The sequence below is a fragment of the Corynebacterium sp. UMB9976 genome (assembly GCF_030212265.1).
Classification (GTDB): Bacteria; Actinomycetota; Actinomycetes; order Mycobacteriales; family Mycobacteriaceae; genus Corynebacterium.
Genome location: NZ_JASODY010000012.1, coordinates 25264 through 48478, shown reverse-complemented (window position 1 = coordinate 48478; position 23215 = coordinate 25264). Strand labels below are relative to the sequence as shown.

The 23215-nt window shown below is 66.1% G+C and carries 17 protein-coding genes and 1 tRNA gene; 9 read left to right on the top strand and 9 right to left on the bottom strand.

Features of this window, described 5'->3' with window-relative positions; all coding sequences use genetic code 11:
* Positions 1-4 precede the first annotated feature (4 nt).
* Together QP140_RS06890 and mfd are read right to left on the bottom strand one after the other, a co-directional pair.
* Positions 5-1525: a MazG nucleotide pyrophosphohydrolase domain-containing protein gene (locus QP140_RS06890; protein ID WP_284758788.1), complete on the bottom strand. Its 1521-nt coding sequence runs from the start codon at positions 1523-1525 to the stop codon at positions 5-7.
* A 47-nt stretch (positions 1526-1572) separates the two neighbouring features.
* On the bottom strand, positions 1573-5322 hold the full coding sequence (mfd, locus tag QP140_RS06885) for a transcription-repair coupling factor (protein WP_284758787.1): 3750 nt from the start codon (positions 5320-5322) through the stop codon (positions 1573-1575).
* A 157-nt stretch (positions 5323-5479) separates the two neighbouring features.
* Between mfd and QP140_RS06880 the strand changes: the two genes are divergently transcribed.
* The 7 genes from QP140_RS06880 to pth all read left to right on the top strand — a co-directional run bounded on the left by QP140_RS06880 (position 5480) and on the right by pth (position 12602).
* Positions 5480-5551: transfer RNA gene (locus tag QP140_RS06880), tRNA-Gln, on the top strand.
* Position 5552: 1 nt separating this feature from the next.
* Positions 5553-6902, top strand: a complete 1350-nt coding sequence (locus QP140_RS06875) for an MFS transporter (protein ID WP_284758786.1) — start codon at positions 5553-5555, stop codon at positions 6900-6902.
* Positions 6903-7111: 209 nt separating this feature from the next.
* Positions 7112-8578, top strand: coding sequence for a bifunctional UDP-N-acetylglucosamine diphosphorylase/glucosamine-1-phosphate N-acetyltransferase GlmU (glmU, locus tag QP140_RS06870; RefSeq protein ID WP_284758809.1), 1467 nt, complete (start codon positions 7112-7114; stop codon positions 8576-8578).
* Positions 8579-8742: 164 nt separating this feature from the next.
* Positions 8743-9714, top strand: a complete 972-nt coding sequence (locus QP140_RS06865; RefSeq protein ID WP_070758627.1) for a ribose-phosphate diphosphokinase — start codon at positions 8743-8745, stop codon at positions 9712-9714.
* Between the two features lie 181 nt (positions 9715-9895).
* Positions 9896-10849 carry a hypothetical protein gene (locus tag QP140_RS06860; protein ID WP_284758785.1) on the top strand — a complete coding sequence of 318 codons (954 nt, stop codon included), beginning with the start codon at positions 9896-9898 and terminating at the stop codon, positions 10847-10849.
* Positions 10850-11178: 329 nt separating this feature from the next.
* On the top strand, positions 11179-11817 hold the full coding sequence (locus QP140_RS06855; protein ID WP_284758784.1) for a 50S ribosomal protein L25/general stress protein Ctc: 639 nt from the start codon (positions 11179-11181) through the stop codon (positions 11815-11817).
* Between the two features lie 137 nt (positions 11818-11954).
* On the top strand, positions 11955-12602 hold the full coding sequence (gene pth, locus QP140_RS06850; protein ID WP_284758783.1) for an aminoacyl-tRNA hydrolase: 648 nt from the start codon (positions 11955-11957) through the stop codon (positions 12600-12602).
* A gap of 89 nt (positions 12603-12691) precedes the next feature.
* Here the strand turns inward: pth and QP140_RS06845 are convergent, their stop codons facing one another.
* Entirely contained in the window at positions 12692-14179 is a 1488-nt protein-coding gene (locus tag QP140_RS06845; RefSeq protein ID WP_284758782.1) for a glyceraldehyde-3-phosphate dehydrogenase, read from the bottom strand.
* Between the two features lie 149 nt (positions 14180-14328).
* Complete coding sequence (locus QP140_RS06840) at positions 14329-15303, bottom strand: hypothetical protein (RefSeq protein WP_284758781.1); 975 nt, start codon at positions 15301-15303, stop codon at positions 14329-14331.
* A gap of 90 nt (positions 15304-15393) precedes the next feature.
* Here QP140_RS06840 and QP140_RS06835 point away from each other — a divergent pair, with 90 nt between their 5' ends.
* The gene (locus tag QP140_RS06835) at positions 15394-17040 is read left to right on the top strand and encodes a peptide chain release factor 3 (protein ID WP_148812634.1); all 1647 of its coding nucleotides are present in this window, start codon (positions 15394-15396) and stop codon (positions 17038-17040) included.
* 108 nt (positions 17041-17148) lie between these two features.
* On the opposite strand, the gene QP140_RS06830 is transcribed toward QP140_RS06835, so the two are convergent.
* Both QP140_RS06830 and ppk2 read right to left on the bottom strand, forming a co-directional pair.
* Positions 17149-17814 carry a hypothetical protein gene (locus QP140_RS06830; protein WP_148812636.1) on the bottom strand — a complete coding sequence of 222 codons (666 nt, stop codon included), beginning with the start codon at positions 17812-17814 and terminating at the stop codon, positions 17149-17151.
* 49 nt (positions 17815-17863) lie between these two features.
* A complete protein-coding gene (gene ppk2, locus QP140_RS06825) occupies positions 17864-18739 on the bottom strand; it encodes a polyphosphate kinase 2 (RefSeq protein ID WP_070758634.1) in 876 nt (291 codons plus the stop codon).
* 333 nt (positions 18740-19072) lie between these two features.
* Between ppk2 and QP140_RS06820 the strand changes: the two genes are divergently transcribed.
* A complete protein-coding gene (locus tag QP140_RS06820) occupies positions 19073-19759 on the top strand; it encodes a TetR/AcrR family transcriptional regulator (protein WP_284758780.1) in 687 nt (228 codons plus the stop codon).
* A gap of 22 nt (positions 19760-19781) precedes the next feature.
* Here QP140_RS06820 and QP140_RS06815 read toward each other — a convergent pair whose 3' ends face one another.
* From QP140_RS06815 to QP140_RS06805, 3 genes are all read right to left on the bottom strand, one after another.
* Complete coding sequence (locus QP140_RS06815) at positions 19782-20867, bottom strand: enoyl-CoA hydratase/isomerase family protein (RefSeq protein ID WP_284758779.1); 1086 nt, start codon at positions 20865-20867, stop codon at positions 19782-19784.
* Positions 20868-20952: 85 nt separating this feature from the next.
* Entirely contained in the window at positions 20953-21276 is a 324-nt protein-coding gene (locus tag QP140_RS06810; protein ID WP_284758778.1) for a putative quinol monooxygenase, read from the bottom strand.
* A 58-nt stretch (positions 21277-21334) separates the two neighbouring features.
* Positions 21335-23179: an ABC-F family ATP-binding cassette domain-containing protein gene (locus QP140_RS06805; RefSeq protein ID WP_284758777.1), complete on the bottom strand. Its 1845-nt coding sequence runs from the start codon at positions 23177-23179 to the stop codon at positions 21335-21337.
* Between the last annotated feature and the right edge of the window lie 36 nt (positions 23180-23215).

The window sequence follows — 23215 nt, the reverse complement described above, 5'->3', positions numbered from 1 at the left end:
GGCTCTAGCGTCCCATCCGGTCGAGCTGCTGGCGGAAGTTCTGAACCGCCTTGAGCAGGCGGTCCTCCGCCCCACCTGGCTCGTCGAGCTCGAGGCCGACCATCGGGTAGCGGATATCCGTCGGGATGTCTGCATCCCGCAGGCCGCGCTCGCGGGCCTCGCGGATGATCTCATCGGCTGCGGACAGCGCGGAGGTGTGGCGCGGCTGGGCTGCCTGAACTGGCTGAGCGACTGGGGCTGGCTGCGCTGCCTGCTGCGGCTGTGCCTGGGTCGCGTGTGCAGTCTGGGCGGGCTGAGCGACGGGGCTGGCCTGCTTCGCCGACGCCCCCTGGCCAGCGTTATCGTCCTTGGCGGTGGCCTGCGCACCCAGCGGGCCACGCTGCGACTGATCAGCTTGCTGCTCAGCGGCCTGCTGCTTCAGCTCGGCCTTCCGGTCCAGGTAATCGCGGAAGGCTGGACCGTGTGCCTCACGCTTGCGCTGCTCCTGAGCCTGCTTACCGGCACGCCACAGGTCGTTTTGCTCCTGAATACCCACCGCGCGCTCGACATCCTCGAAAAGGTACGGTGCGCGGTCACGCAGCTTCGCGACAAACGCGCCGGCCACGTGCCCGATGTCGAAAGCACCACGGCGGTTCGCAATCTCCGCGTGGAAGAGGACCTGCAGCAGCACGTCCGAAAGCTCCTCGCAGAGGTCCTGCTCGGCCCACTCGGGGACCTCGCCATCACCATCGGCCTGGTCTTCGGAGCCCACGGCGGCGAGGACGTCCCGCAGCTCGATGGTGCTCGCCAACTCCTCGGTCTCCTCCCGCAGGAAGGGCACCAGGTCGGCGTGGGTCATGGACTGCTCCCACTTGCCCTGGCGCAGTGCGCGGGCCATCAGCGCCACGGCATCCTCGATCTCATCCATGACGGACTCGGGCACCTCGGTGCGCGCGGTGCGGCGGCTACCCGCCACGGCGGCGGTGTGCTCGTCGGCGGAAAGAACCTCGCCCTCGACGAAACCCTCGCCACTATAGGCAGCCGAGGCTGCGGCGTCGGCGGCGTAGTCCGCATCCGCCTGCTGGGAGCTCGGCTGGTGGTACAGGTGCGCGGACTGCTGATAGGCATCGTCCACGGCATCGGCGTACTGCTGATAAGACTCCAGCGCCTCCGCCGGGTCCTGCTCCCCCATCCCGGACATCGCCTGGCCGATGGCCTCCGCGGAGGGCAGCGCGGGCGTGTGCGCCGGGGCGAGCTCACCGGAATCCCGCGGCCCGATCTCCCGATCTGGGGCGAGGTGCACCAGCAGGCTCGGGGCTGCCAGCAGCTCGTCGCCCTCCTCGATCCGCTCAATGACCAGGTCGTTTCGCAGATCGGTGGTGACGAGGACGTCGGACTCGTAGACCGTGTGTCCGCCGAGGTCGCCGATGACCCAGCGGATGCGGATCGGCACCTCCTCCGTATAGGAAACCTTGCCACTGAGCAGGGTCACGGCGTCGACGGGAATCATCGAGGGGAATCGAGGATCGAGGAGTACGACTGTCATGGGGCTAAAGTTTACGCTAGTGACTCGGAAGTTTTCGCACCGAGGGGCTAACGCGTCGGGGCACTACCTCCCCTGATGTCCCGTTCCGGGATCCCAGCCAGCTGGGTGAGTGCATTCGCACACCACTGCGCCAGCGGCACATCCCGCAACGCGACCGCCCGCATCCCCGCACCCTCCTTCGGCGCCGGAATAACCACGACCTTGGTGGTGGCCCGGTACGTCGCCCCCGGGAATAGGCGCTTCAACCGCACCTGGCCGGAGTCCTGCAGATCAATGGGGCTGAAGCTGATGCGAGATCCCGTCGCCACAACCTCCGAGACCCCCAGGTCACGGCAGATCAACCGCAGCCGGGACAGCACCGCGAGGTTGGTCACCTGGGCCGGCGGCTCGCCGTACCGATCCCGGAACTCGTTGAGCACCTCCTCAATCTGGTCCTCATCCTGCGCCTCCGCGAGCTTGCGGTAGGCCTCCAGGCGGAGCCGCTCGGAGGCCACGTAGGTCACCGGGATGTGCGCGTCCACCGGCAAGTCAATGCGGATCTCCTTCTTCTCCTCCTCGCGTCCGTCCACCGGCTTGCCGTCGGCCATCGCTCGGAAGGCCTCCACCGCCTCACCGACGAGGCGGACATAGAGGTCGAAGCCCACTCCCGCGATGTGCCCCGACTGCTCGGCGCCAAGGACGTTGCCGGCGCCGCGCATCTCCAGGTCCTTCATCGCGACGGCCATGCCCGCGCCGAGCTCGTTGTTCTGCGCGATGGTGGACAGCCGGTCGTAGGAGGTCTCGGTGAGCACCTCACCCTTCGGATAGAGGAAGTAGGCATAGGCACGCTCCCGGGACCGGCCCACGCGCCCGCGCAGCTGGTGCAGCTGGGATAGGCCCATGTGGTGGGCGTTCTCCACGATCAGGGTGTTGGCGTTCGAGATGTCCAGGCCGGTCTCCACGATGGTGGTGCACACCAGGATGTCGAACTCCCGGTTCCAGAAGCCCTCCACGGTGGTTTCCAGCTGCTCCTCGCTCATCTGGCCGTGGGCGACCACGACCCGGGCCTCGGGCACGAGGTTGCGGATGTGCTCCGCCGCCTTCTCGATGGATTTCACCCGGTTGTGGATGTAGAACACCTGACCGTCGCGCAGCAGCTCGCGGCGGATTGCGGCAGCGACATGCTTATCCTCCTGGGCTCCGACGTAGGTCAGCACGGGGTGGCGGTCCTGCGGCGGTGTGAGGATGGTCGACATTTCGCGGATGCCCGCCATGGACATCTCCAGCGTGCGCGGGATCGGGGTGGCGGACATGGTCAGGACGTCCACGTGGGTACGCAGGGACTTGATGTGCTCCTTGTGCTCCACGCCAAAGCGCTGTTCCTCGTCGACGATGATGAGGCCCAGGTTCTTCCAGGTCACGCCGGTCTGCAGCAGGCGGTGGGTGCCCACGACGATGTCGATGGTCCCCTCGGCCAGCCCCTTGAGGATCTCCTTGGACTGCGCAGGAGTGGTGAACCGGCTCAGCTCCGCGATACGGGTCGGGAAGTCCTGCATCCGCTCCCGGAAGGTCTTCATGTGCTGCTGCGCGAGCAGCGTCGTCGGGACGAGGACGGCGACCTGCTTACCCGACTGAACGGCCTTGAAGGCGGCACGCACCGCGACCTCCGTCTTGCCGTAGCCCACGTCGCCCACGATGACGCGGTCCATCGGCACCGGCTTTTCCATGTCGGACTTCACGGCTTCGATGGCGTTGAACTGGTCCTCGGTCTCCGTGAAGGGGAAGGCCTCCTCCATCTCCCGCTGCCACGGGCTATCCGGGGCGAAGGCGTAGCCCGGCGCGGCTTGACGCTGGGCGTAGAGCTGCACGAGCTCCCCGGCGATTTCCCGGACGGCCTTGCGGGCCTTGCGTTTGGTGTTCTTCCAATCCGCCCCACCCATCTTGGACAGGGCGGGCTTCTCGCCGCCGACGTAGCGGGACAGCAGGTCGAGCTGGTCCATGGGGACGTAGAGCTGGTCGCCCGGTCCTCCCCGCTTGCTGGGTGCGTATTCGAGGACGAGGTACTCGCGGCGGGAGGCGTCCGCCCCCTTGCCGACGGTGCGCTCGGTCATCTTCACAAACTTGCCGATGCCGTGGGAGTCATGGACCACCAGGTCACCGGGCTCCAGGGCCAGCGGATCGACACGGTTGCGGCGCTTGGCTGGCTTGCGCTTACCGGTCGCCGCCGCCTCCACGCGGTTGCCAGTGACGTCTGTTTCGGTGAGGAACAGCAGGCTGGGCTGGTCTCCCCCAGCCATTGGGAAGACGAGGCCATCGTGGGCGACCGCGTGGTAGATGCTGACCTTCTTCGGTGCCGGCTCCTGGTCCGGGGTCGCCTTGGATGTGGCCTGGCGGCCGATGCCGCGCTGGCCGCGCAGGTCCACCCCCACAGCTTCGGCGGCGATGCCTGCCTCGTGGAAGCGACGCAGCATGCGGGCAGCGACGGTGGGCGTTGGGGCGGCGAAGGCGACCCTGCCACCGGCCTCCACGCGGGTGCGGATATCGGCCATCATCTGCTCGATGGCCTCCATCTCACCGCGGGGCTGGGGCGCGGCGTCGTAATCCAGCAGGAGGGCGTCGCCGTCGAAGCCTTCGTCGGAATCCAACATGCCGAGCGGGGATAGCGTCCACCACGGCCTCTCCAGTGCTGCCTGGGCATGCCGGGCCGCGGCGACGGACACGTAGGCCACGCCGTCGGCAGGAGCGTCCGCTCCCATGGCCGCGGCCTCCCAACCGGCCTCGAGGAACTGCTCGCCGGTCTCCTTCAGGTCTGCGGCGCGGCGCTCGACAGCGGCCGGGGCCAGCACGATGGTGTGCGTGCCATCGGGCAGGAATTCCGGCAGGAGCTTCAGCTCACCGTCGTGGAGGCTCGGGATCAGTGCTTCCATGCCGGGCACCGCGATCTTCTCACTGATCTTGTGGTACACATCCGCCAGCTCGGCATAGCTGGCGTTTTCCTTAGCCAGTTCCGCGGCGCGGGTGGCCACGGAGTCGGTGATGAGCAGCTCGCGGGCTGGATAGACGGTGACCTCGTCGAGCTCAACACCTGGGATGGTGCGCTGATCGCCGACGCTGAAGGGCCGGATGTCGGAGACCTCGTCGCCCCAGAATTCCACGCGCACGGGCAGCTCCCCCGTTGCCGGGAAGACGTCGAGAATGCCGCCGCGCACCGCGAAGTGACCGCGCTTGGCGACCACGTCCACCGCGGAGTAGCCGCGCTCCACCAGCTCGTGCTGGATCTGTTCGAAGTCCACCTCCTGGTCGACGGCGAGGTGGACGGGGGTCACGGCACCGAGGCTGTCCTGGATGGGCTGCACCAGCGTGCGCACCGGCGCGACAACCACCCGGATCCGGGTCTCGGTCTCCCCCAGCTCGCCGGCGGTCTGCCGGTGCAGGCGGCGGAGCACCTTCATGCGTTGGGAGACGGTCTCCACGTTCGGGGAGATGCGCTCGTGCGGCAGGGTCTCCCAGGCGGGCATGAGCTCCACCTCGTCGCCCAGCATGGCCTTGAGCTGCTCGGTGAGGTCCTCGGCCTGCCGGGCGGTCGCGGTGATGACCAGCACCGGGGCGTGCTGGGCGACCGTGCCGACGGCGAAGGGCCACACCGCGTCCGGGCCTTGGATCGCCAACTGCGCAGCACCGATGTGGGTGACCAGGCCCTTGAGCTTCGAGTCGCGCGCGGCGGCCCGCAGCACACCCGACAGCGCGGGAGCCGCGTGCCCCCTATTCCCTGGTGCGGACGTATTTTGGCTTGCCGATGGGCGGACCGTGGTACTCATAGCGCCCCAGTGTAGCCGTGGGGGCAGACACCCCTCGCGCCTGGCCTGCACGGCCTGGCTGCCGCGGCAAGTCGGCGTTTTTCCACCCGCCGTGCGCCATGGGGTAGGGTGTTAAGCCGTTAGCGTCATCCTGCGGGATCTTCGACGGCTAGCGTTTTCCCCCATGGTGTAATTGGCAACACTGCGGTTTTTGGTACCGTCATTCTAGGTTCGAGTCCTGGTGGGGGAGCATGACGAGCGAAGACCAACAAGCTCAGGCCCCTACTCACTCCGAGCAGGGGCCTTTTTCGACGCGCCTGTCCCACAAACTGATCGGTAAGCCACCGCAGTCCGATCTGCCGAATGTGGAGCAGAACGGTCTGCGATTCTCCACCGCCTTTGGGTTTCAGAACATCGGCGACCAAATCATGAGCGCGAAGACGACGCTGCCGTGGTTGCTCCAGATGCTGGCCGCGCCCGCCTGGATCGCGCCGCTGTTGGTGCCGATCCGCGAGTCCGGGTCGATGCTGCCGCAGGCGGGGCTTCGCCCGTGGATCCAGGCCCGCTCCCACCGACTGCCGATCCTGCTGCTGGGCACGCTGGGTCAGGCGCTGGGCTGCATCATCGCGATGTGCGCGGCCCTGTTCACCTCCGGCACGGCTGCTGGCCTGCTCATCCTCTTCGGTCTCGCGCTGCTCGCCGCCTCCCGTTCGCTGGTGTCGCTGACAAGTAAGGACATCCAGGGCCGCACGATGCCGAAGGGTTACCGCGGCCGAGTCACTGGTTTCGCGACGACGCTCGCGGGTGCGGTGACCATCGTGGTGGGCCTAATCATCGCCGCCCTGCGTGACAGCCTGAGCCCCGGAACCTTCGGCGTGCTTTTCGCAGCTGGTGCCGGTGCGTGGCTGGTGAGCTTCCTGCTCTTCAAGGGGATTCAGGAGCCGCCGGTGGACGAGGGGGATCTCGCTGAGCCGCCGCACTCCTTCGTCGAGATGAATCGCGCCATCTGGGACGACATGTGGGGCCTGGTGCGGGACGACAAGCCCTTCCGAAACTTCGTGCTGGTCCGCTCCCTCATGCTCGCTTCCGCCCTCTCCCCCACCTTCCTGGTCACGCTGCAGGGCCGGGCGGGTTCGAGCGTGACCGGCCTGGGCCTGTTCGTCGTGGCCGCGGGCCTGGCCTCGCTGGCCGCCGGCCGGGTCTCTGGCGCATTGTCGGATAAATCCTCGAAGAACACCCTCTCGGGTGGCGCGCTTTTTGCCGTCGTTCTGCTGCTGATCACCATCGGCCTGGCACTGGCCTGGGAGGACGCCCTGTACTGGTGGCTGCCCGTAGCGTTCTTCGGCATCTCGGTGGCGCACGCGGCCATCCGGGTGTCCCGGTCGACCTATGTGGTGGACATGGCTGAGGGCGATCAGCGCACCCGCTACGTCTCGGTCTCCAACACGCTGATGGGCATCATCCTGCTGCTCATTGGTGCGCTGACCGCGCTGTTGAGCCTTATGGGGACCCTCTGGGCGCTCGGCGCTCTAGCCGCGTTCGGCGCGCTGGGCTCCCTGCTCGCGGCGAAGCTGCCCGAGGTTTCTGCCCGGCAGGATTAGGCCCCACCCACTCGGGGTGCGACACAGCCGCCGGCTCGCGAAGGTTTGTCCGGCGTGGCGGTTATGCTGGTGTACTACCAAGACCGTCCACACCCGATTTTCAAGGAGGGGCTGCCGCCGTGTCGCGCACTCCGAACAGGAACCAAGCCACCGACCAGCCAACGCAAACCCAGACCACGGGAGCTGGTGGGACGTCGGCGGGCTCGGACCTGGCCGTCGTCATCCTCGCTGCGGGCGCCGGGACGCGCATGAAGTCGGCCACGCCGAAGACCCTGCACGCCATCGGCGGACGCACTCTGCTGGCCCACAGCCTCCACGCCGCGGCGGGCGCGCAGCCAAGCAACATGGTGGCCGTGATCGGGCACGGCCGCGAGCAGGTCGGCCCGGCCTGCGAGCAGGTAGCCCAAGACCTGGGCCGTCAGATCAACCTGGCCGTCCAGGAGGAGCAGAACGGCACCGGGCACGCCGTCCAGTGCGCGATGGAGGAGCTGGCGGACTTCCAGGGCACCGTCATCGTCACCAACGCCGACGTCCCGCTGCTGACGGGTGAGACGATCACCGCGCTCTACCGCTCCCACACCGAGGTACCGACCGCGGTGACGGTGCTCTCCGTCGAGCAGGAGAATCCAACCGGTTACGGTCGCATCGTGCGCTCTGAGTACGGCGACGTCATGCAGATCGTCGAGGAAAAGGACGCCACCGAGGAACAGCGGGCGATCACCGAGGTCAACTCCGGTGTCTTCGCCTTCGACGCCGAGATCCTGCGGGATGCGCTGAGCCGCCTGAACACGGATAACGCGCAGGGCGAGCTCTACCTCACCGACGTGCTCTCCATCGCCCGGGCCGATGGCCACCCGGTGCGCGCCCACACCGCCAACGATGCCGCGGAACTCGCGGGCGTCAACGACCGGGTCCAGCTGGCCCGGGCTGGCGAGGAACTCAACCGCCGCGTGCTGGAACGCACGATGCGCGGCGGCGCGACGATCGTGGACCCGCACAGCACCCGCATCGACGTGGACGTTCAGGTAGGCCAGGACGTCACGATCCTGCCGGGTACCCAGCTGCTGGGCCGCACCCGGATCGCGGATAACGCCACCGTGGGCCCGGATACAACCCTGCAGGACACCACCGTTGGCGAAGGCGCCTCCGTGGTGCGCACCCACGCCCTCAGCTCCACGATCGGCGCCCGCGCAACCGTCGGGCCGTTCACCTACCTGCGCCCGGGCACGGAGCTCGGCGAGGAGGGCAAGCTGGGTGGCTTCGTCGAAACCAAGAACGCCACCATCGGGCGTGGTTCGAAGGTGCCACACCTGACCTACGTGGGCGATGCCACCATCGGCGAGTACAGCAACATCGGGGCCTCCAGCGTCTTCGTCAACTACGACGGGGTAAACAAGCACCACACCACGATCGGCTCGCACGTGCGCACCGGCTCGGACACGATGTTCATCGCGCCGGTCACCGTCGGCGACGGCGCCTACTCCGGGGCCGGCACGGTCATCAAGGAGGACGTCCCCGCCGGCGCTCTGGCCGTCTCCGGTGGCCAGCAGCGCAACATCGAGGGCTGGGTGGCCAAGCGCCGCCCCGGCACCCCGGCGGCGGAGGCCGCGCAGCGCGCCGCTAACGAGGCCGCTACCCCGCAGCCCGAGGGCGAGACCCCGGAGCAGGGGCAGTAGCTCTAGCCCTCGTTGGTTCTTTAAACCCAGGGCAATTATCATCAGTTCATGTAAAGCTGGTCACTGCGGCGAGCGGGTGGCGCTCCTCAAAGATCCTGCGCAAGGATCGACGGGCGGCATCGTACCGGCGAAACAAGAAAACAAATCCTCGGGAAGGCTGATCTGTGTCCACCACTCACTGGATCGACAACCAAAAGAACCTCATGCTGTTTTCGGGTCGTGCGCACCCGGAGCTGGGTGAGGCCGTAGCCCGCGAGCTTGGTGTCGAGCTGACTCCCACCACGGCGCGCAACTTCGCCAACGGCGAGATCTTCGTGCGCTTCGAGGAGTCCGTCCGTGGCTCCGACGCTTTCGTCCTGCAGTCCCACCCACAGCCGCTGAACGACTGGCTGATGGAGCAGCTGCTGATGATCGACGCCCTGAAGCGCGGCTCGGCGAAGCGGATCACGGCGATCCTCCCGTTCTACCCTTACGCTCGTCAGGATAAGAAGCACCGCGGCCGCGAGCCGATCTCCGCCCGCCTGATCGCTGACCTGTTCAAGGCCGCCGGCGCGGACCGCCTGGTCTCCGTGGACCTGCACACCGACCAGATCCAGGGCTTCTTCGATGGCCCGGTCGATCACATGCACGCGCTGCCGATCCTGACCAAGCACATCAAGGAGAACTACAACCTGGACAACATCGTGGTTGTCTCCCCGGACGCCGGCCGTGTGAAGGAGTCCGAGAAGTGGGCCAACCAGCTGGGCGGCGCCCCGCTGGCCTTCATCCACAAGACCCGCGACATCGACGTGGCCAATAAGGTCACCTCCAACCGCGTGGTCGGCGACGTCGAGGGCCGCACCTGTGTGCTGCTGGACGACATGATCGACACCGGCGGCACCATCGCTGGCGCTGTCCAGGTGCTGAAGAACGCCGGTGCGGGCGACGTCATCATCGCCACCACCCACGGTGTCTTCTCCGGCCCGGCCCGCGAGCGCCTCAGCGAGTGCGGTGCCCGTGAGATCATCACCACCGACACCCTGCCGCAGAGCACCGAAGGCTGGGATAACCTCACGGTTCTCTCCGTGGCCCCGCTGGTGGCAAAGACGATCCACGAGATCTTCGAGAACGGCTCGGTGACCACTCTCTTCGAGTAGTCCCCTGCGCCTGCCTGCGCGCTCCACCCCCGTTTCCGCCCGCCTGTGGGCGGAACCGGGGGTGTTTTGCTGTTGCAGGGCGGGTTTAGCAGGACCCCGAGCGACCTCTCAGCTAATCTTTAGCTTCGATCACGTTTCTTATGCCCGCGGGCCGCCGCCCCGGCATGCAGTGGAGGTTTCTATGCGTCGCTCCGCCATCCCCGCCGTTCTAGTCGTCGGTCTGCTCGCCCTGAGCAGTTGCTCCAGCCTCCAGTCCGATGACGACGCCTCCGGCCCGCCGACGGTGACGGTGACCACCACGAAGCCGGGCAAGGCCCCGAAGCCGACGGGAGGCAAGGGCTCCGGGAAGTCCGCGGATCACGAGGAGGACGAGGACTCCGGCGGGGAGGCTCCTGAGCCACGCGGCAAGGGAGTCAGGGACGTGCCCGCCTCCGAGTTCCGCTACGGCTCCGATTACACGAAGATCTTCACCGTGGAGCACCTGGGTATCCACTGCATCTCCAAGCCCGGGAACAACGGATTTGGGACTTTCAACTGCTCCAACGTGGAGAGTCGTCTGCCGGGACTGTACTCCTCCCCCGCTTCTGGTGTGGAGGCCCAGCCCGATAACATCATCACGCTGACGCCTGCCACGTCGGGCATGTTCTGGTTCACCCGACACTCCATGGACCCGAGTGGCGGCGGGTGGCTCCACGGCGAGCCCCGCGCGCTCAAGCCCGGGGAACGCGTCACCTTCGGCAAGGTCACCTGCACCGCAGGATCCAAGGATCTCGAGTGCCACGCAACCAAGGGGGCGGGTCGCAAGCCGAATAGCTCCGAGCCACACAGCATGCGGATCACCTCGAAGCACATCTACATCGATGGCAGCGCCGAACCCTTGGGCGGAACCTGTGCCCCAGTCCGAGGCAAGGGTGGCGAGAAGCTCACCCCACGGCTGTCTCGCGGCGATGGCGACTGCAACACGATGCGCGCCACGTTGAAGGAATACCTGAGCAAGGAATCCGGCAGCGGGCCGGCAGAGATCAGTACCGGTTTTAACTGCCACCGAAACGCTATCGCTCAGTCCGGCAAGGTTGCGGGGGCCTGCGCCGAGCGCGATGGCGGGCAATACCGCGAGTTCACCTTCGACGCCTAGGCCAGCGCGCGGCCGCAGCCATTCGGAAACCACGCCGCGACCTGCCCCGAACCCCTCCCCGGAGGGGTTTGCGCCCACCACCTTCCAGCTTGTAAGATTGGTGCCGATCTCGGCGAGGGCTGGCTCTTAAACAAGCTGGCCGTTATCGGCGCGATGAACTACCCGGCCATGCGGCTTCCTTGTATTCGAGGGGCTTCACGTGGGCGGGGTGGACACCCGCCGCGAGAAACCGCGGCTTTTTTCTTTTCCGGTTAACGATCCCGGGCGAAGAGAAAAGCAGTGGCAACCGCAATATTTACACTTCAACTTCTTAACTCTAAGGAGCACTCATGGCTGAATTGACTCGTATCGAAGGCGTTCTGCGCACCGAGTTCGGTAAGGGCGCATCCCGTCGCCTGCGTCGCGACGGCCGGATCCCACTGGTTGTCTACGGCAACAAGCTGGACCCGGTCCACGTCCACGTCGATACCCTGGACCTGCACGCACTGGTCCGTAACGAGGGCGTCAACGCCGTGTTCGAGCTGAACATCGACGGCGAGGACAACCTGGTGATGGTCAAGGCCATCGACCAGAACGTCCTGACCCTGGACATCGACCACGCTGACCTGCTGAACGTCAAGCGCGGCGAGCGCGTCGAGGTCGAGGTTCCGGTCATCCACGAGGGCCTCCCGGCACCGGGCGCAATGGTTGTTCAGGATGTCGACGTCCTGCTGCTCGAGGTCGACGTCCTCGACATTCCGGAAGAGATCGTCCTGGACATCAACGGCCTGGAGATCGGCGAGCAGATCCTGGCGAAGGACGTCAAGATGCCGTCCAACGCTGTCCTGGTTTCCGACGCCGAGGAGCTCGTCATCAACATCGTCGAGCCGGAGGAGGAAGAGCTGCCTGAGGACGACGAGGCTGCTGCCGAGGGCGAGGACGCTGCTGCCGGCGAAGAGGCCGAGGCACCGGCAGAGTCCGAGGACTAATCCCCTCCCCTGCACGCCGGCCGCTGAACGCAAGTTCATGGCCGGGGTCGCAACTTTCACCCGCTGCGCCGGGCACGAGGCATGAACCATACCTTGTGCCCCAGCGCGGCGGGTCTTTCTATGGAAGGATTCCAACTGTGTGTGGAAAGCTGAAGAACTCCTCCCCCAAGAAGTCCCCGAAGGCTGCTGGCAGCGCGGATGCCCCGTGGCTCGTCGTTGGGCTCGGTAACCCGGGTGCCCAGTACGAGACCACGCGCCACAACATCGGCTACCTGGCGGTCGACGAGCTGCTGGAGGATCTCACTCCCATGCCAGGCACGTTGAGTGCCCACAAGCGCACCAACTCGCTGATCTGCCAGACGAAGATTGACGGGCAGTCGGTGATCATCGCCCGGGCCCGCAGCTACATGAACCTCTCGGGCGGGGCGATCGGGGCTTTGGCGAAGTTCTTCAAGGTCCCGGCCGATCACGTGATTGTGATCCACGACGAGTTGGACCTCGACCCGGCAGCGGTGCGCATCAAGGTCGGTGGCGGCGAGAACGGCCACAACGGCCTGAAGTCCACCACCCAGGCGCTGGGCACCCGGGACTACGTACGCATCCGGATGGGCATCGGCCGGCCCCCGGGGCGCATGGACCCGGCGAGCTTCGTTCTCAAGCCCTTCAGCAAGCAGGAGCACGAATGGCTGCCGCTATCCCTGGGGGATGCGGCAGACGCGGTGCGTCTCATCGTGAGCCGCGGGGTGGCCATCGCCCAGAATGAGATTCACGGGCGCAGCCGCTAACAGGCAACGTGAAAGGGCCCGCGACCAGTATCGGTCGCGGGCCCTTTAGCTCGCTTGTGGGGCCGCGCTGCCCGGCCCCGGGAACTCCCTTAGTTCAGGGTATCCAGTGCGGCGCGGGTGGGCACCACAGCGTGCTGGGCGCTGGCCAGCTGCTCGATAATGCGGACCACCTGGCAGGAGTAACCGAACTCGTTGTCGTACCAGACATAGAGCACGAGGTTCTTGCCGGCAGCGATCGTCGCACGGCCGTCGACGACACCAGCGTGGGTGGAGCCGACGAAGTCGGTGGAGACGACCTCCGGGGAGTCGATGTAGTCCACCTGCTGACGCAGCTCGGAGACGAGCGAGACATCGCGCAGGTAGTTGTTGACCTCGTCCTTGGTGACCTCGCGGGACATGCTGAGGTTCAGCACGGCCATGGAGACGTCCGGGGTCGGGACGCGGATGGCGTTACCGGTCAGCTTGCCCTCGAACTCCGGCAGGGCCTTGGAGACGGCCTTAGCGGCGCCGGTTTCGGTGAGCACCATGTTCAGGGTGGCGGCACGGCCGCGGCGCTCGCCCTTGTGGAAGTTGTCGATGAGGTTCTGGTCGTTGGTGAAGGCGTGGACGGTCTCGACGTGGCCGTGGTCCACACCCCACTTGTCGTTGACGACCTTCAGCACCGGGGTGATGCCGTTGGTGGTGCAGGACGCGGCGGAGAGGATGCGGTCGTCCTCGGAGTTCAAGTCGACGTCGTTGTGGTTGATGCCGAAGACGAGGTTCTTGATGTCCCCCTTGCCCGGCGCGGTGAGCAGCGCGCGTGCAACGCCCTTGGCCTGCAGGTGCTGGCCCAGACCCTCGCGGTCGCGCCACACGCCAGTGTTGTCGACGACGATGGCGTTATCGATGCCGTACCGGGTGTAGTCGATCTCGGACGGCTTGTTGGCGTAGATGACCTGGATCGGGGTGCCGTTGGCCCAGATGACGTTGTTCTCCTCGTCGACCCAGATGGTGCCGTCGAAGCTGCCGTGGACGGAGTCGCGGCGCAGCAGGGAGGCACGCTTCTGCAGGTCGTCCTCGGAGTTCTTGCGGACGACGATGGCGCGCAGGCGCGGGCCGGCCTTCTCGGAGCTCTGGGCGAGCAGGATGCGGGCCAGGAGGCGGCCGATGCGGCCGAAGCCGTAGAGGACGACGTCGGTGGTCGGGGTGTCGCCGCGGGTGCCGATGACGTCGGCGAACTGCTCCTTGAGGAACTCGTCGATGGCGGCGGTGTCCCCGAAGTCGCCCCCCTTGTCCTCGAATGCGGTGGCCAGGGCGCCGAGGTCTGCCGCGACGGTGTTCAGGTCGAGCTCTGCGATGCGCTCGAGGATCGGCATGGTGTGCGCGATCGGCAGGTCGTTGTTGGTGATGCGACGTGCGAAGCGGTGCTGCTTCAGAATGTCGGTCTCCGCAACGTTGATGAGCTGGCGACCGAAGATGGACGTCACGACGTTCTTTTCGCGGCGGAGCTGCCCGAGCAGCGGGATCATCTTTTCCGCCAGGGCGACGCGCTCGTTCCAATCAGCTTGCTGCTTGTCGATGGACGCAGAAGCGGACATGAGACCTCCAAAAATTAAAGGGGTAAAGATTAACCACCCTAAACCCTAATTGTCTTGGGGTTGAAAGTGGGATTCCACCCCTAGTGTTGCCCCTTTTTTCTCGCACTACCGCCCCCAGTCCGGACTGGGCAGCGCGATCCTTCGTCGCGTTAGGAGCGTGGCTTTTCCGGCGCCTTCCGGCGCAGCCTCAGCAGCGTTAGCGCAGGCCAGAGGATATCTACGGCGAAAACAATGGCGGCGCACACCCAGCCCGCGGCCCGCAGGGAGCCCAGCTTTCCCGCGTAGTCCGCGAGCCCAGGGGCCGCCGGTGTGATCACGCCCACGTTCACCACGATGAGGGCGATGAGCGTCAGCAGTGCGATCCCCCGCTGCAGCCTCGCCATGCGCACAATGAGCTCCGGGCCACGTCGCTGACCTGGTGCCGAGGGGTTGTAGAAGCTCAGCCAGTAGGAGGCAACGAAGGCCACCAGCGCCAGCAGCGCCGCGCAGAACGGGGTGCGGTAGACCTGCCAGAGTTCCCGCCCACTGTGCACGTCGGTGTTCCACCAGAGCACCACTCCGGTGGCGACGACCACGCCGTAAGCGAGGATAAACAACCAGCCCGCGGACTTCGGGTACACCAGCTGGTCGAAGGAGCGGGGCACGGTGCCGGGTTGCTGCTGATAGTGGGCGTATTGCTTGCGGGCGGATTCGGAGGCCGACGCCGTGTCCGTGAAGTCCGCGTTCTCGTCGCCGATCTCCCACCACCGAGACAGCCGGCGCTCCTGCCGGATAGCGCGGCGACCCTTGGCCCAGAACCACAATCCTGCGCAGATCTGAACCACGGGCAGCACCGCGCAGCCCCACAGCACCAGGCGGTGGGTCTCCTGCCCCAGCGCCACCAGCACCGCGATGGTAAACAGCAGCAGCACTCGCGTGTTGGCCTTCTTGAAGTCAGACTTCGCGGCCAAGACAACGGGATTGAGGCGCTTGATTCGGGGGATGCGCACCCCCAGCATCCTGTCCTCCGAGGAGAGCACCAGCATGGAGCGCATAGTCGCCCAGATCAGGATCATCAGCACGATCCCAAGCACAGCGGGCACGACCGTATCGATCGTGACGTACTGGGGGTCAGTGCTGGACATGGTGTGAAAGTTTAGCCGACCGGCCCCGCCCCCTGCCCAGCGGCTGGAGGGATTCGGGCTGGGGCTTGTGGGGCGCTACCCTGGGTACTCATGAACGCCCACGCTGCTGCTGAAGCCACCCGACGCCGTACCTTCGCCGTCATCGCCCACCCGGACGCCGGTAAGTCCACCCTCACCGAGGCGCTGGCGCTGCACGCCCACGTCATCCAGGAGGCCGGCGCGGTGCACGGCAAGGCGGGGCGCAAGTCCACCGTCTCCGACTGGATGGAGATGGAGAAGGACCGCGGCATCTCGATCGGTTCCTCGGCACTGCAGTTCGACTACGCACCGGAGGGGCACGAGGGCGAGCCCTACGTCATCAACCTGGTGGATACTCCGGGCCACGCGGACTTCTCGGAGGACACCTACCGCGTGCTCTCCGCCGTGGATGCCGCGGTGATGCTCGTCGACGGCGGTAAGGGCCTGGAGCCGCAGACCCTGAAGCTGTTCCGGGTGTGTAAGGCCCGTGGGCTGCCCATCGTCACGGTGATTAACAAGTGGGACCGGGTAGGCCGGGACGCCTTGGACCTGGTGGAGGAGATCGTCAGCGAGATCGATCTGCAGCCCACTCCACTGTTCTGGCCTGTCGGTGAGGCCGGGGACTTCCGGGGACTCGCCCGCATCGACGAGGACGGCAACGCGGAGGAGTACATCCACTTCACCCGCACCGCCGGTGGTTCCACGATCGCCCCGGAGGAGCACTACACCCCGGGTGAAGCCGCCGACCGCGAGGGGGATGTGTGGGAGACGGCCGTCGAGGAGGCCGAGCTGCTGGCCGCCGACGGCGCACTGCACGATCAGGAGCTCTTCCTGCAGTGCGTGACCTCGCCGGTGATCTTCGCCTCCGCGATGCTGAACTTCGGTGTGCACCAGATCCTGGACACCCTGTGCGCGCTCGCCCCATCCCCCGCCGGCCGGGCATCCGACGAGAAGGCACTGGCCGCCCAGTCCGGTGCCTCCGCCGCGGTACAGGAGTTCCGCGATACCGGAGATGATTTCTCCGGCGTGGTGTTCAAGGTGCAGGCCGGCATGGACGCCCACCACCGCGACCGCCTGGCGTTCATGCGAATCATTTCCGGCGAGTTTGAGCGCGGCATGCAGGTCACCCACGCCCAGTCGGGCCGCAGCTTCTCCTCCAAGCACGCGCTGACGATGTTTGGCCGGACCCGTGAGACGGTGGAGACCGCCTATCCGGGCGACATCATCGGCCTGGTCAACGCGGGCGCGCTGGCGCCGGGCGACACGATCTACACCGGTAAGAAGGTGCAGTTCCCACCGATGCCGCAGTTCGCCCCGGAGCACTTCCAGACGCTGCGCGCGAAGTCCCTGGGCAAGTACAAGCAGTTCCGCAAGGCGCTGGAGCAGCTGGAGTCCGAGGGCGTTGTTCAGATTTTGCGCAACGACCTGCGCGGCGACGCCGCCCCGGTGATGGCCGCGGTGGGCCCGATGCAGTTCGAGGTGATGCAGGGGCGCATGGCCGCGGAGTACAACGTGGAGACCGTCACCGAACCGGTGCCGTATTCGGTAGCCCGCCGCACCGACGAGGCCTCCGCCCCGCAGCTGGGGCGCCAGCGTGGCGTGGAGATCTTCACCCGCGGCGACGGCGAGCTGATCGCCCTGTTCGGCGATAAGTGGAAGCTGGCCTTCATCGAGAAGGAGTTCCCGGATCTGACGCTGGAGACGCTGGTCGCCGACTAGCCCCGCCCTGGTGGGCGTGGGCGCGACAGCAAGACTGGCGCCCAGCCGGAACCCACCAACGGCCCCGCTGCTTTTTGCAGCGGGGCCGTTGACGTCCTCAAAAAGAATCTAGAGCAGCAGCGAGGCGCCGAAGAGGATGAGAACCGCCGCGACCAGGTAGCCGGCGGCCTTAGCCATCGCGGCTTTGCGCTCCCGCATGGCTGCCATCGCCGAGCCGAAGACACCGTTCGGGTACGCACGCACGAGGCCCACGAACACGGCGCTCAATGCGGGCAGGCTGAGCGCCAAGCTGGCGTAGAAAATCAGCCCAACGTAGCGCAAGACCGCGGAATAATCCCCGGCCGAAAGGTAGGCCAGGCCGGTAAAGAAGGGCGCCGAGGTCGCGGATTGGATCACACCGAGCAGGAAGCCCAGGCCGAAAGTCGCGGCGGATGGGGTGGTCAGCGGCCCCACCATCCGATTGAGCAGCTGGGACTGCTCGGCACCCGGCTTGCTGCGCAGCGTGAGCACGAGGGTGAGCACACCGATAGCGATGAGGACCAGCGCGAAGACCGGGGAGTCCAGCGCACGGGTCACCGCGTCACCGAGCCCGTCGAAGGCCAGCATGGTCACCACGGAGAGAACAAGCACGCCGAGCCAGTCTCCACCCACCACGAGCGTGGCGATACGCCGGTAGGGTGCGGCGGGTGGCAGCATCACGCCGAGGGCAACGATGACTCCGATGAGCAGCGCGTTGAGCGAATCAACCAGCGCGAAGGAAACGGCATGCAGCATGACGCCCTAGGCTACTCGCACTTCGCCCCCACTACCCCATCGGCGGGTTTTAGGACTTCTTGGAGTCCTTGCCCTTGGGCTCCTCATCGACCTCGAGCTTGGCGGCGTAATCCGGCACGTAGCGGAACTCTTCGCGCGGCGGGCGCTGGTAGTTGGATTCGGAGACCGGACGCTCCGGGATCTCCGGCAGCTCGCGCTCAATGTGGTGGTAAGGGATGGAATCCAGCAGGTGAGCAATGACGTTCACGCGGGAGCGCTTCTTGTCCTCGCTCTCCACCGTGTACCACGGGGCCGATGGGATGTCCGTGTGGACGAACATGGCGTCCTTGGCGCGGGAGTAGTCCTCCCAGCGGGTGATGGACTGCAGGTCCATCGGGGAGAGCTTCCAGCGGCGCAGCGGGTCCTCGAGGCGGGAGGTGAAGCGTGCGTACTGCTCCTCGTCGGAGACGGAGAACCAGTACTTGCGCAGGATGATGCCGTCCTCCACGAGCAGGCGCTCGAAGATCGGGGCCTGGTGCAGGAAACGGCGGTACTCATCGGTGGTGCAGAAGCCCATGACGCGCTCCACACCGGCGCGGTTGTACCAGGAGCGGTCGAAGATCACGATCTCGCCAGCGGTGGGCAGCTTTTCGACGTAGCGCTGGAAGTACCACTGGCCCTTCTCGCGTTCGGTCGGCGCCGGCAACGCCTCGACGCGGCAGGAGCGCGGGTTGAGGTACTGGGTAATGCGCTTGATAGCCGAGCCCTTACCGGCGGCGTCACGGCCTTCCATGACGATGACGACGCGGGCGCCGGTCTCGACGACCCACTGCTGCATCTCGACGAGCTCAGCCTGCAGGCGCTTGAGCTCCTTTTCATAAGCCTTCTTCTTCAGCTTCTTCGGGTGGGGATTGTGCGGGCCCTGAAAGGCGATGGCGTTGTTCATAGTTAATAGAATACTGGGAACACGCTGACAACGCGCAGCCGCAGGAGCCTGCGGGCCGTGATTTTGAACACCCTTCACCCCCCCCCTGTTGGCCGAACTTTCCTGACGGCTGCGCTCACCGCCGCAGCACTCGCGCTTACTGCGTCACGGTCCCACGAGCCCCCTCACCACGAAGCAGTGATCAATGAAAGTGTCCTTATTCCATAGGTCGGCTACATATTCAGCTATAATTGATGAACAGAATTTCACGTAGTTTTGCACCAACCGGGGAATAACCCCTCCAGGTTCGCCCCGCGTATAAGGGCAAGAAGCTAGTCATTTAGGTGGTTCGAGTTGAGCACAACACAGAACAACTCACGCGCTCCCCTCGGCGGAGGCTCTAACGCCCAGCGACCGTTGGTCGTCGAGGGCGCAGCGAAGAAGCTACGCACCTTGCGGGACCGGAAGAAGGCCGATACCCGTGATGCTCTCGCCCGCGCGGCGGCCGAGCTCATGCTCGAAGAAGGTTCCGACGGCGCCAGCATCCGGGCGATCACCCGGCGCGCCCGGGTATCTTCCCGCACTTTCCACAACTACTTTCCCAACCGTGACGCGGCGTTCTTGTACTTCATCGAGACCTACGTGCGCCAGATCGCCGAGTGGATCGGCCGGACCGACCCAGGGCTAACCCCGGTGCAGCTGCTGCGCCAAATCACCCACGAGATCATGACCTCAGGCGACAACCCGTTGCCCGCGATTAACCTCGCGTCCTCCCTGGGTGAGCACATGACGGTGCAGATGGATCGCGAAGGTACGGGCGTGCTGCTCGAGCTTTTCGGCAGCCTGACCCACGCGGTGCACCGCTACTGCGATGGCGCACTCAACCTCGTCGAGATCCACCTACTCATCAACGCGGTGACCGCGATGGTCAATGCCGCGACCGAGATCGCCAACAACCCCGGCTACGCCGGTGAGGAGGCGCTCGAGGACATCCTCAACACTGGCTTCGACCGCCTAGAGCGTGGTTTCGGCGCTAACTAAGCGCGGCACCAGCTAAGCCACGTTAGGACTCCAGCATCTCCCGCCACACGGCTGGATCCACTTCTCCGGCATCCGCCGGCTCGAACTCAGGCGACTGGTCCTTATCCACCAGCACCGCCCGGATGCCCTCCGGGAAGTTGAGGTCTCGCCGCAGGGCAGCGCCCACCGCGAACTCGTTGCGCAGCGCGGTGGCCAGGTCAGTGTGGCGAGCGTGCCGCATGATCTCGGTGATCGCCACCAGGCTGGTCGGGTTGGCGTTCTTCACCGCCGCGCGCACGTCTGCGAGGAACATCTCCCCCGCCTCATCCGGGGCACTAGCCGCAGCAAGCGCCTCGTCGATCTGCAGCCAGGTCTCCCCACTGAAGATTTCACTGATCAGCTGCGCATTCGCGAGTAGCGTCGAGGCCTCACCGGCCGCGCCGTCGGCGAGGGCCACGGCTGGTTCCTGAGCATCCTCCCGCAGCGCGCGGGCCAGTCCCTTCCCCGCCACCGCGTCGCCGAAGGCCTGCGGATCGGGCGCGAAGTGCGTGGCCAGCCCCGTGGCCAGCAGGTCGGCGCTATTCATCCGCCAGCCGGTGGTGCCGAGGAACACGGCCAACGCCCCGGCCTCCGGGAGCTTCTCCGCGTAGCCCTCCGGGGGCGTGAGATTGTTCAAGCGGTGGGTCATGCCGACGTCCGGAACGAAAGCGATCGCCGCCTCCGGCATCGCAGCCATGACCTTGGGGCCGACGACGCGGTGGGAGCCGTGGGCGGAGATCCCGAAGCCGCCACCCATCACCACGCCCTGCCAGATGGCGACGATGGGCTTCGGGTAGGTGGCCAGGCGGCGATTCAGCCCGTACTCATCCTTAAAGAACTCGTCACCGGACTGGTGGAAACCGGCGGCATCGTCCTCGGCCACGGAGCGGACGTCGCCCCCAGCACAGAACGCCCGCTCGCTGCTGGAACGGATGAGGACCTGCTCGACGGTGGCGTCGTCCAACCAGCCATCGACGGCCTCGCGGATCCCCGTGATCATCTCCTGATTGAGGGAGTTCAGCGCCTTCGGACGGTCAAGTTCGATGATTCCCGTCCGGCCTTCAACCACTGTGGAAATAAACTGCGTCACGATACCCACCCTTAATTAATCGTTTCTTCGCTAGATATACCTGTGGCGACGGGCCGGGGTGCCCGGCGCGCCGCCACAGAAATTGTTAGTCGACCTGGAACTCCGCCATGCGGTCCCACTCGGTCTTCCCCGGGATCAGCGTGTTGATGATCTGCGGGGTCTCCTTGAGGATCTTCGGGAAGAGCTCCGTGGCCTTCTTAAAGTGCTCGGAGTTCACGTGTGCCTCCGCAGCGTCGTCCTCGAAGGCCTCGATGAGGATGTACTCGCTCGGGTCGTCCGTGTTGCGGAACCAGTCGAACCACAGGCAACCCGGCTCCTTGCGGGTGGCCTCGGTGAACTCCGCGACGTGCTCGCGAAAGTTCTCGACGTGCTCGTCCAGGGGCTTGAATCGAACATTAATGAGAATCATGCTCCCATGCTAGCCATGCAGCCGCGACCCTCGCCAGGTTTTTATTTTCCGCACCCGGCTAGGCGTTTTCGCGGCGCTCCGCGGCCTCCAGCCACTCCATCTCGAGCTCCTCGTGCTCGTCCTTGGCCGCTTGCAGCGTCTCGTTGAGCTCGGCGAGCTTTTCGTGGTCCATGGCCTCGGCTGCCGCGGCCATCTCGTCCTCGAGCCCCGCGATCTTCTCGGCCAGCTTCGCCATCTTCCGCTCCGCGGCGTTCATCTGCTTGCGCAGCTCGCGGTCCTCCTGGGCGCTCAGGCCGCTTGATTCCTTCTTTTCTGTCTTTTCGACGTCGCCGCCCTGGCCTCCCAGGTTCATGGAGTTTTCATCCGTGCCTAAAGCCTTGGCTTGCTCGGCGCGCAGCGTGAGGTACTGCTCGATACCGCCGGGGAGGTTTGTCAGCTCCCCGTCGCCGAACAGCGCCCAGGTGGAGTCGCAGAGCCGCTCGATGAGGTAGCGGTCGTGGGAGATGACCACGAGGGTGCCAGCCCAATTGTCCAGCAGCGTCTCCAGTTCCTGGAGCGTGTCGATATCCAGGTCGTTGGTGGGCTCGTCGAGCAGCAGTACGTTGGGTTCGCTCATGAGCACGCGGGTCAGCTGCAGACGGCGGCGCTCGCCACCGGAGAGGTCCTTCACCGGCGTGCGCTGCCGCTTCGGGCTGAAGCCCAGCCGCTCGGCCAGCTGGGAGGCGGAGATCTCCTTATCCCCGATCGTCACGTAGCTGGCCACGTCCGTGACGGTGTCCAACAGACGGCGCTCCGGATCCAGGTCGTCGAGTTCCTGCCGGAGCCAACCGATGCGCACGGTCTTGCCCTCGATGCGCTTGCCTGAGTCCAGCGGGTAGTCGCCCGCCAGGGTGCGCAGCAGGGTGGTCTTGCCGGAGCCGTTGACCCCCACCAGGCCGATGCGCTCACCGGGCCCCAGACGCCACGTGAGGTGCTCGATGAGGCGCCGACCGTCCGGCGTGCTGATGCTGGCATCCTCCAGGTCGATGACCTTCTTACCCTGCCGGCGGATGGCGAAGCTCATCAGCTCCACGCTGTCGCGCAGCGGCGGGACGTCCGCGATGATGGCCTCGGCGGCCTCGATGCGGTAGCGCGGCTTGGAGGTGCGGGCGGGTGCCCCGCGGCGCAGCCAGGCGAGCTCGCGGCGGGCGAGGTTCTGGCGGCGCTGTTCGGCGGCGTTGGCCTGGCGGGTGCGCTCGGCTCGGGCGAACGTCCAGTCGTTGTAGCCACCCTCGTAAACGTCCACCTTTCCGTCGTGGACCTCCCAGGTGTAGGTGGCGACGGTGTCGAGGAACCAACGGTCGTGGGTGACGACGAGCAGCGCGGTGTTGCGGGACAGGATGTGCTCGGCCAGCCACTGCACGCCCTCGACGTCGAGGTGGTTGGTGGGCTCGTCAAGGATGAGCAGGTCGAGGTCTTGAACCAGTGCGGCGGCCAGTCCGGTGCGGCGGCGCTCACCGCCGGAGAGCTGCGAGACCGGGGTGTCGAGGCCGAGTTCCACGATGCCCAGGCCGTGCAGCACGCGGCGCACCTTCGACTGGGAGGCCCACTCGTAGGTCTCCATGCCCAGCGGGTCGAGGACGGCCTGCCCGACCGTGAGTTCCTTCTTCTCCGGGTCGGTGAGGCATTCCCGGAGGACGTCCTGGGTGACCATCGCCAGGCGGAGATCGTTGTTATGGGACACCCGCCCCGCGTCGGCAGGCACTTGCTTGGAAATCACCTTCAGGAGGGTGGACTTGCCGCCACCGTTGAGGCCCACGACGCCGATGCGGTCGCCCTCGTTGACTCCGAGGCTGACCTTGTCCAGCAGGGTTTTCAGGCCATAGGACTTCTCGACGTTTTCCAGGTTGATGAGGTTCACCACGGTGGGTTTTCGCTCTCCTTTAATTTCTGTTGTGCT

What these genes read in the sequence shown, in the direction of transcription:
- QP140_RS06890 (WP_284758788.1), bottom strand. Translation starts at nt 1,525, where the DNA reads ATGACAGTCGTACTCCTCGATCCTCGATTCCCCTCGATGATTCCCGTC.
- mfd (WP_284758787.1), bottom strand. Translation starts at nt 5,322, where the DNA reads ATGAGTACCACGGTCCGCCCATCGGCAAGCCAAAATACGTCCGCACCA.
- QP140_RS06875 (WP_284758786.1), top strand. Translation starts at nt 5,553, where the DNA reads ATGACGAGCGAAGACCAACAAGCTCAGGCCCCTACTCACTCCGAGCAG.
- QP140_RS06860 (WP_284758785.1), top strand. Translation starts at nt 9,896, where the DNA reads ATGCGTCGCTCCGCCATCCCCGCCGTTCTAGTCGTCGGTCTGCTCGCC.
- QP140_RS06855 (WP_284758784.1), top strand. Translation starts at nt 11,179, where the DNA reads ATGGCTGAATTGACTCGTATCGAAGGCGTTCTGCGCACCGAGTTCGGT.
- QP140_RS06845 (WP_284758782.1), bottom strand. Translation starts at nt 14,179, where the DNA reads ATGTCCGCTTCTGCGTCCATCGACAAGCAGCAAGCTGATTGGAACGAG.
- QP140_RS06840 (WP_284758781.1), bottom strand. Translation starts at nt 15,303, where the DNA reads ATGTCCAGCACTGACCCCCAGTACGTCACGATCGATACGGTCGTGCCC.
- QP140_RS06835 (WP_148812634.1), top strand. Translation starts at nt 15,394, where the DNA reads ATGAACGCCCACGCTGCTGCTGAAGCCACCCGACGCCGTACCTTCGCC.
- QP140_RS06830 (WP_148812636.1), bottom strand. Translation starts at nt 17,814, where the DNA reads ATGCTGCATGCCGTTTCCTTCGCGCTGGTTGATTCGCTCAACGCGCTG.
- ppk2 (WP_070758634.1), bottom strand. Translation starts at nt 18,739, where the DNA reads ATGAACAACGCCATCGCCTTTCAGGGCCCGCACAATCCCCACCCGAAG.
- QP140_RS06810 (WP_284758778.1), bottom strand. Translation starts at nt 21,276, where the DNA reads ATGATTCTCATTAATGTTCGATTCAAGCCCCTGGACGAGCACGTCGAG.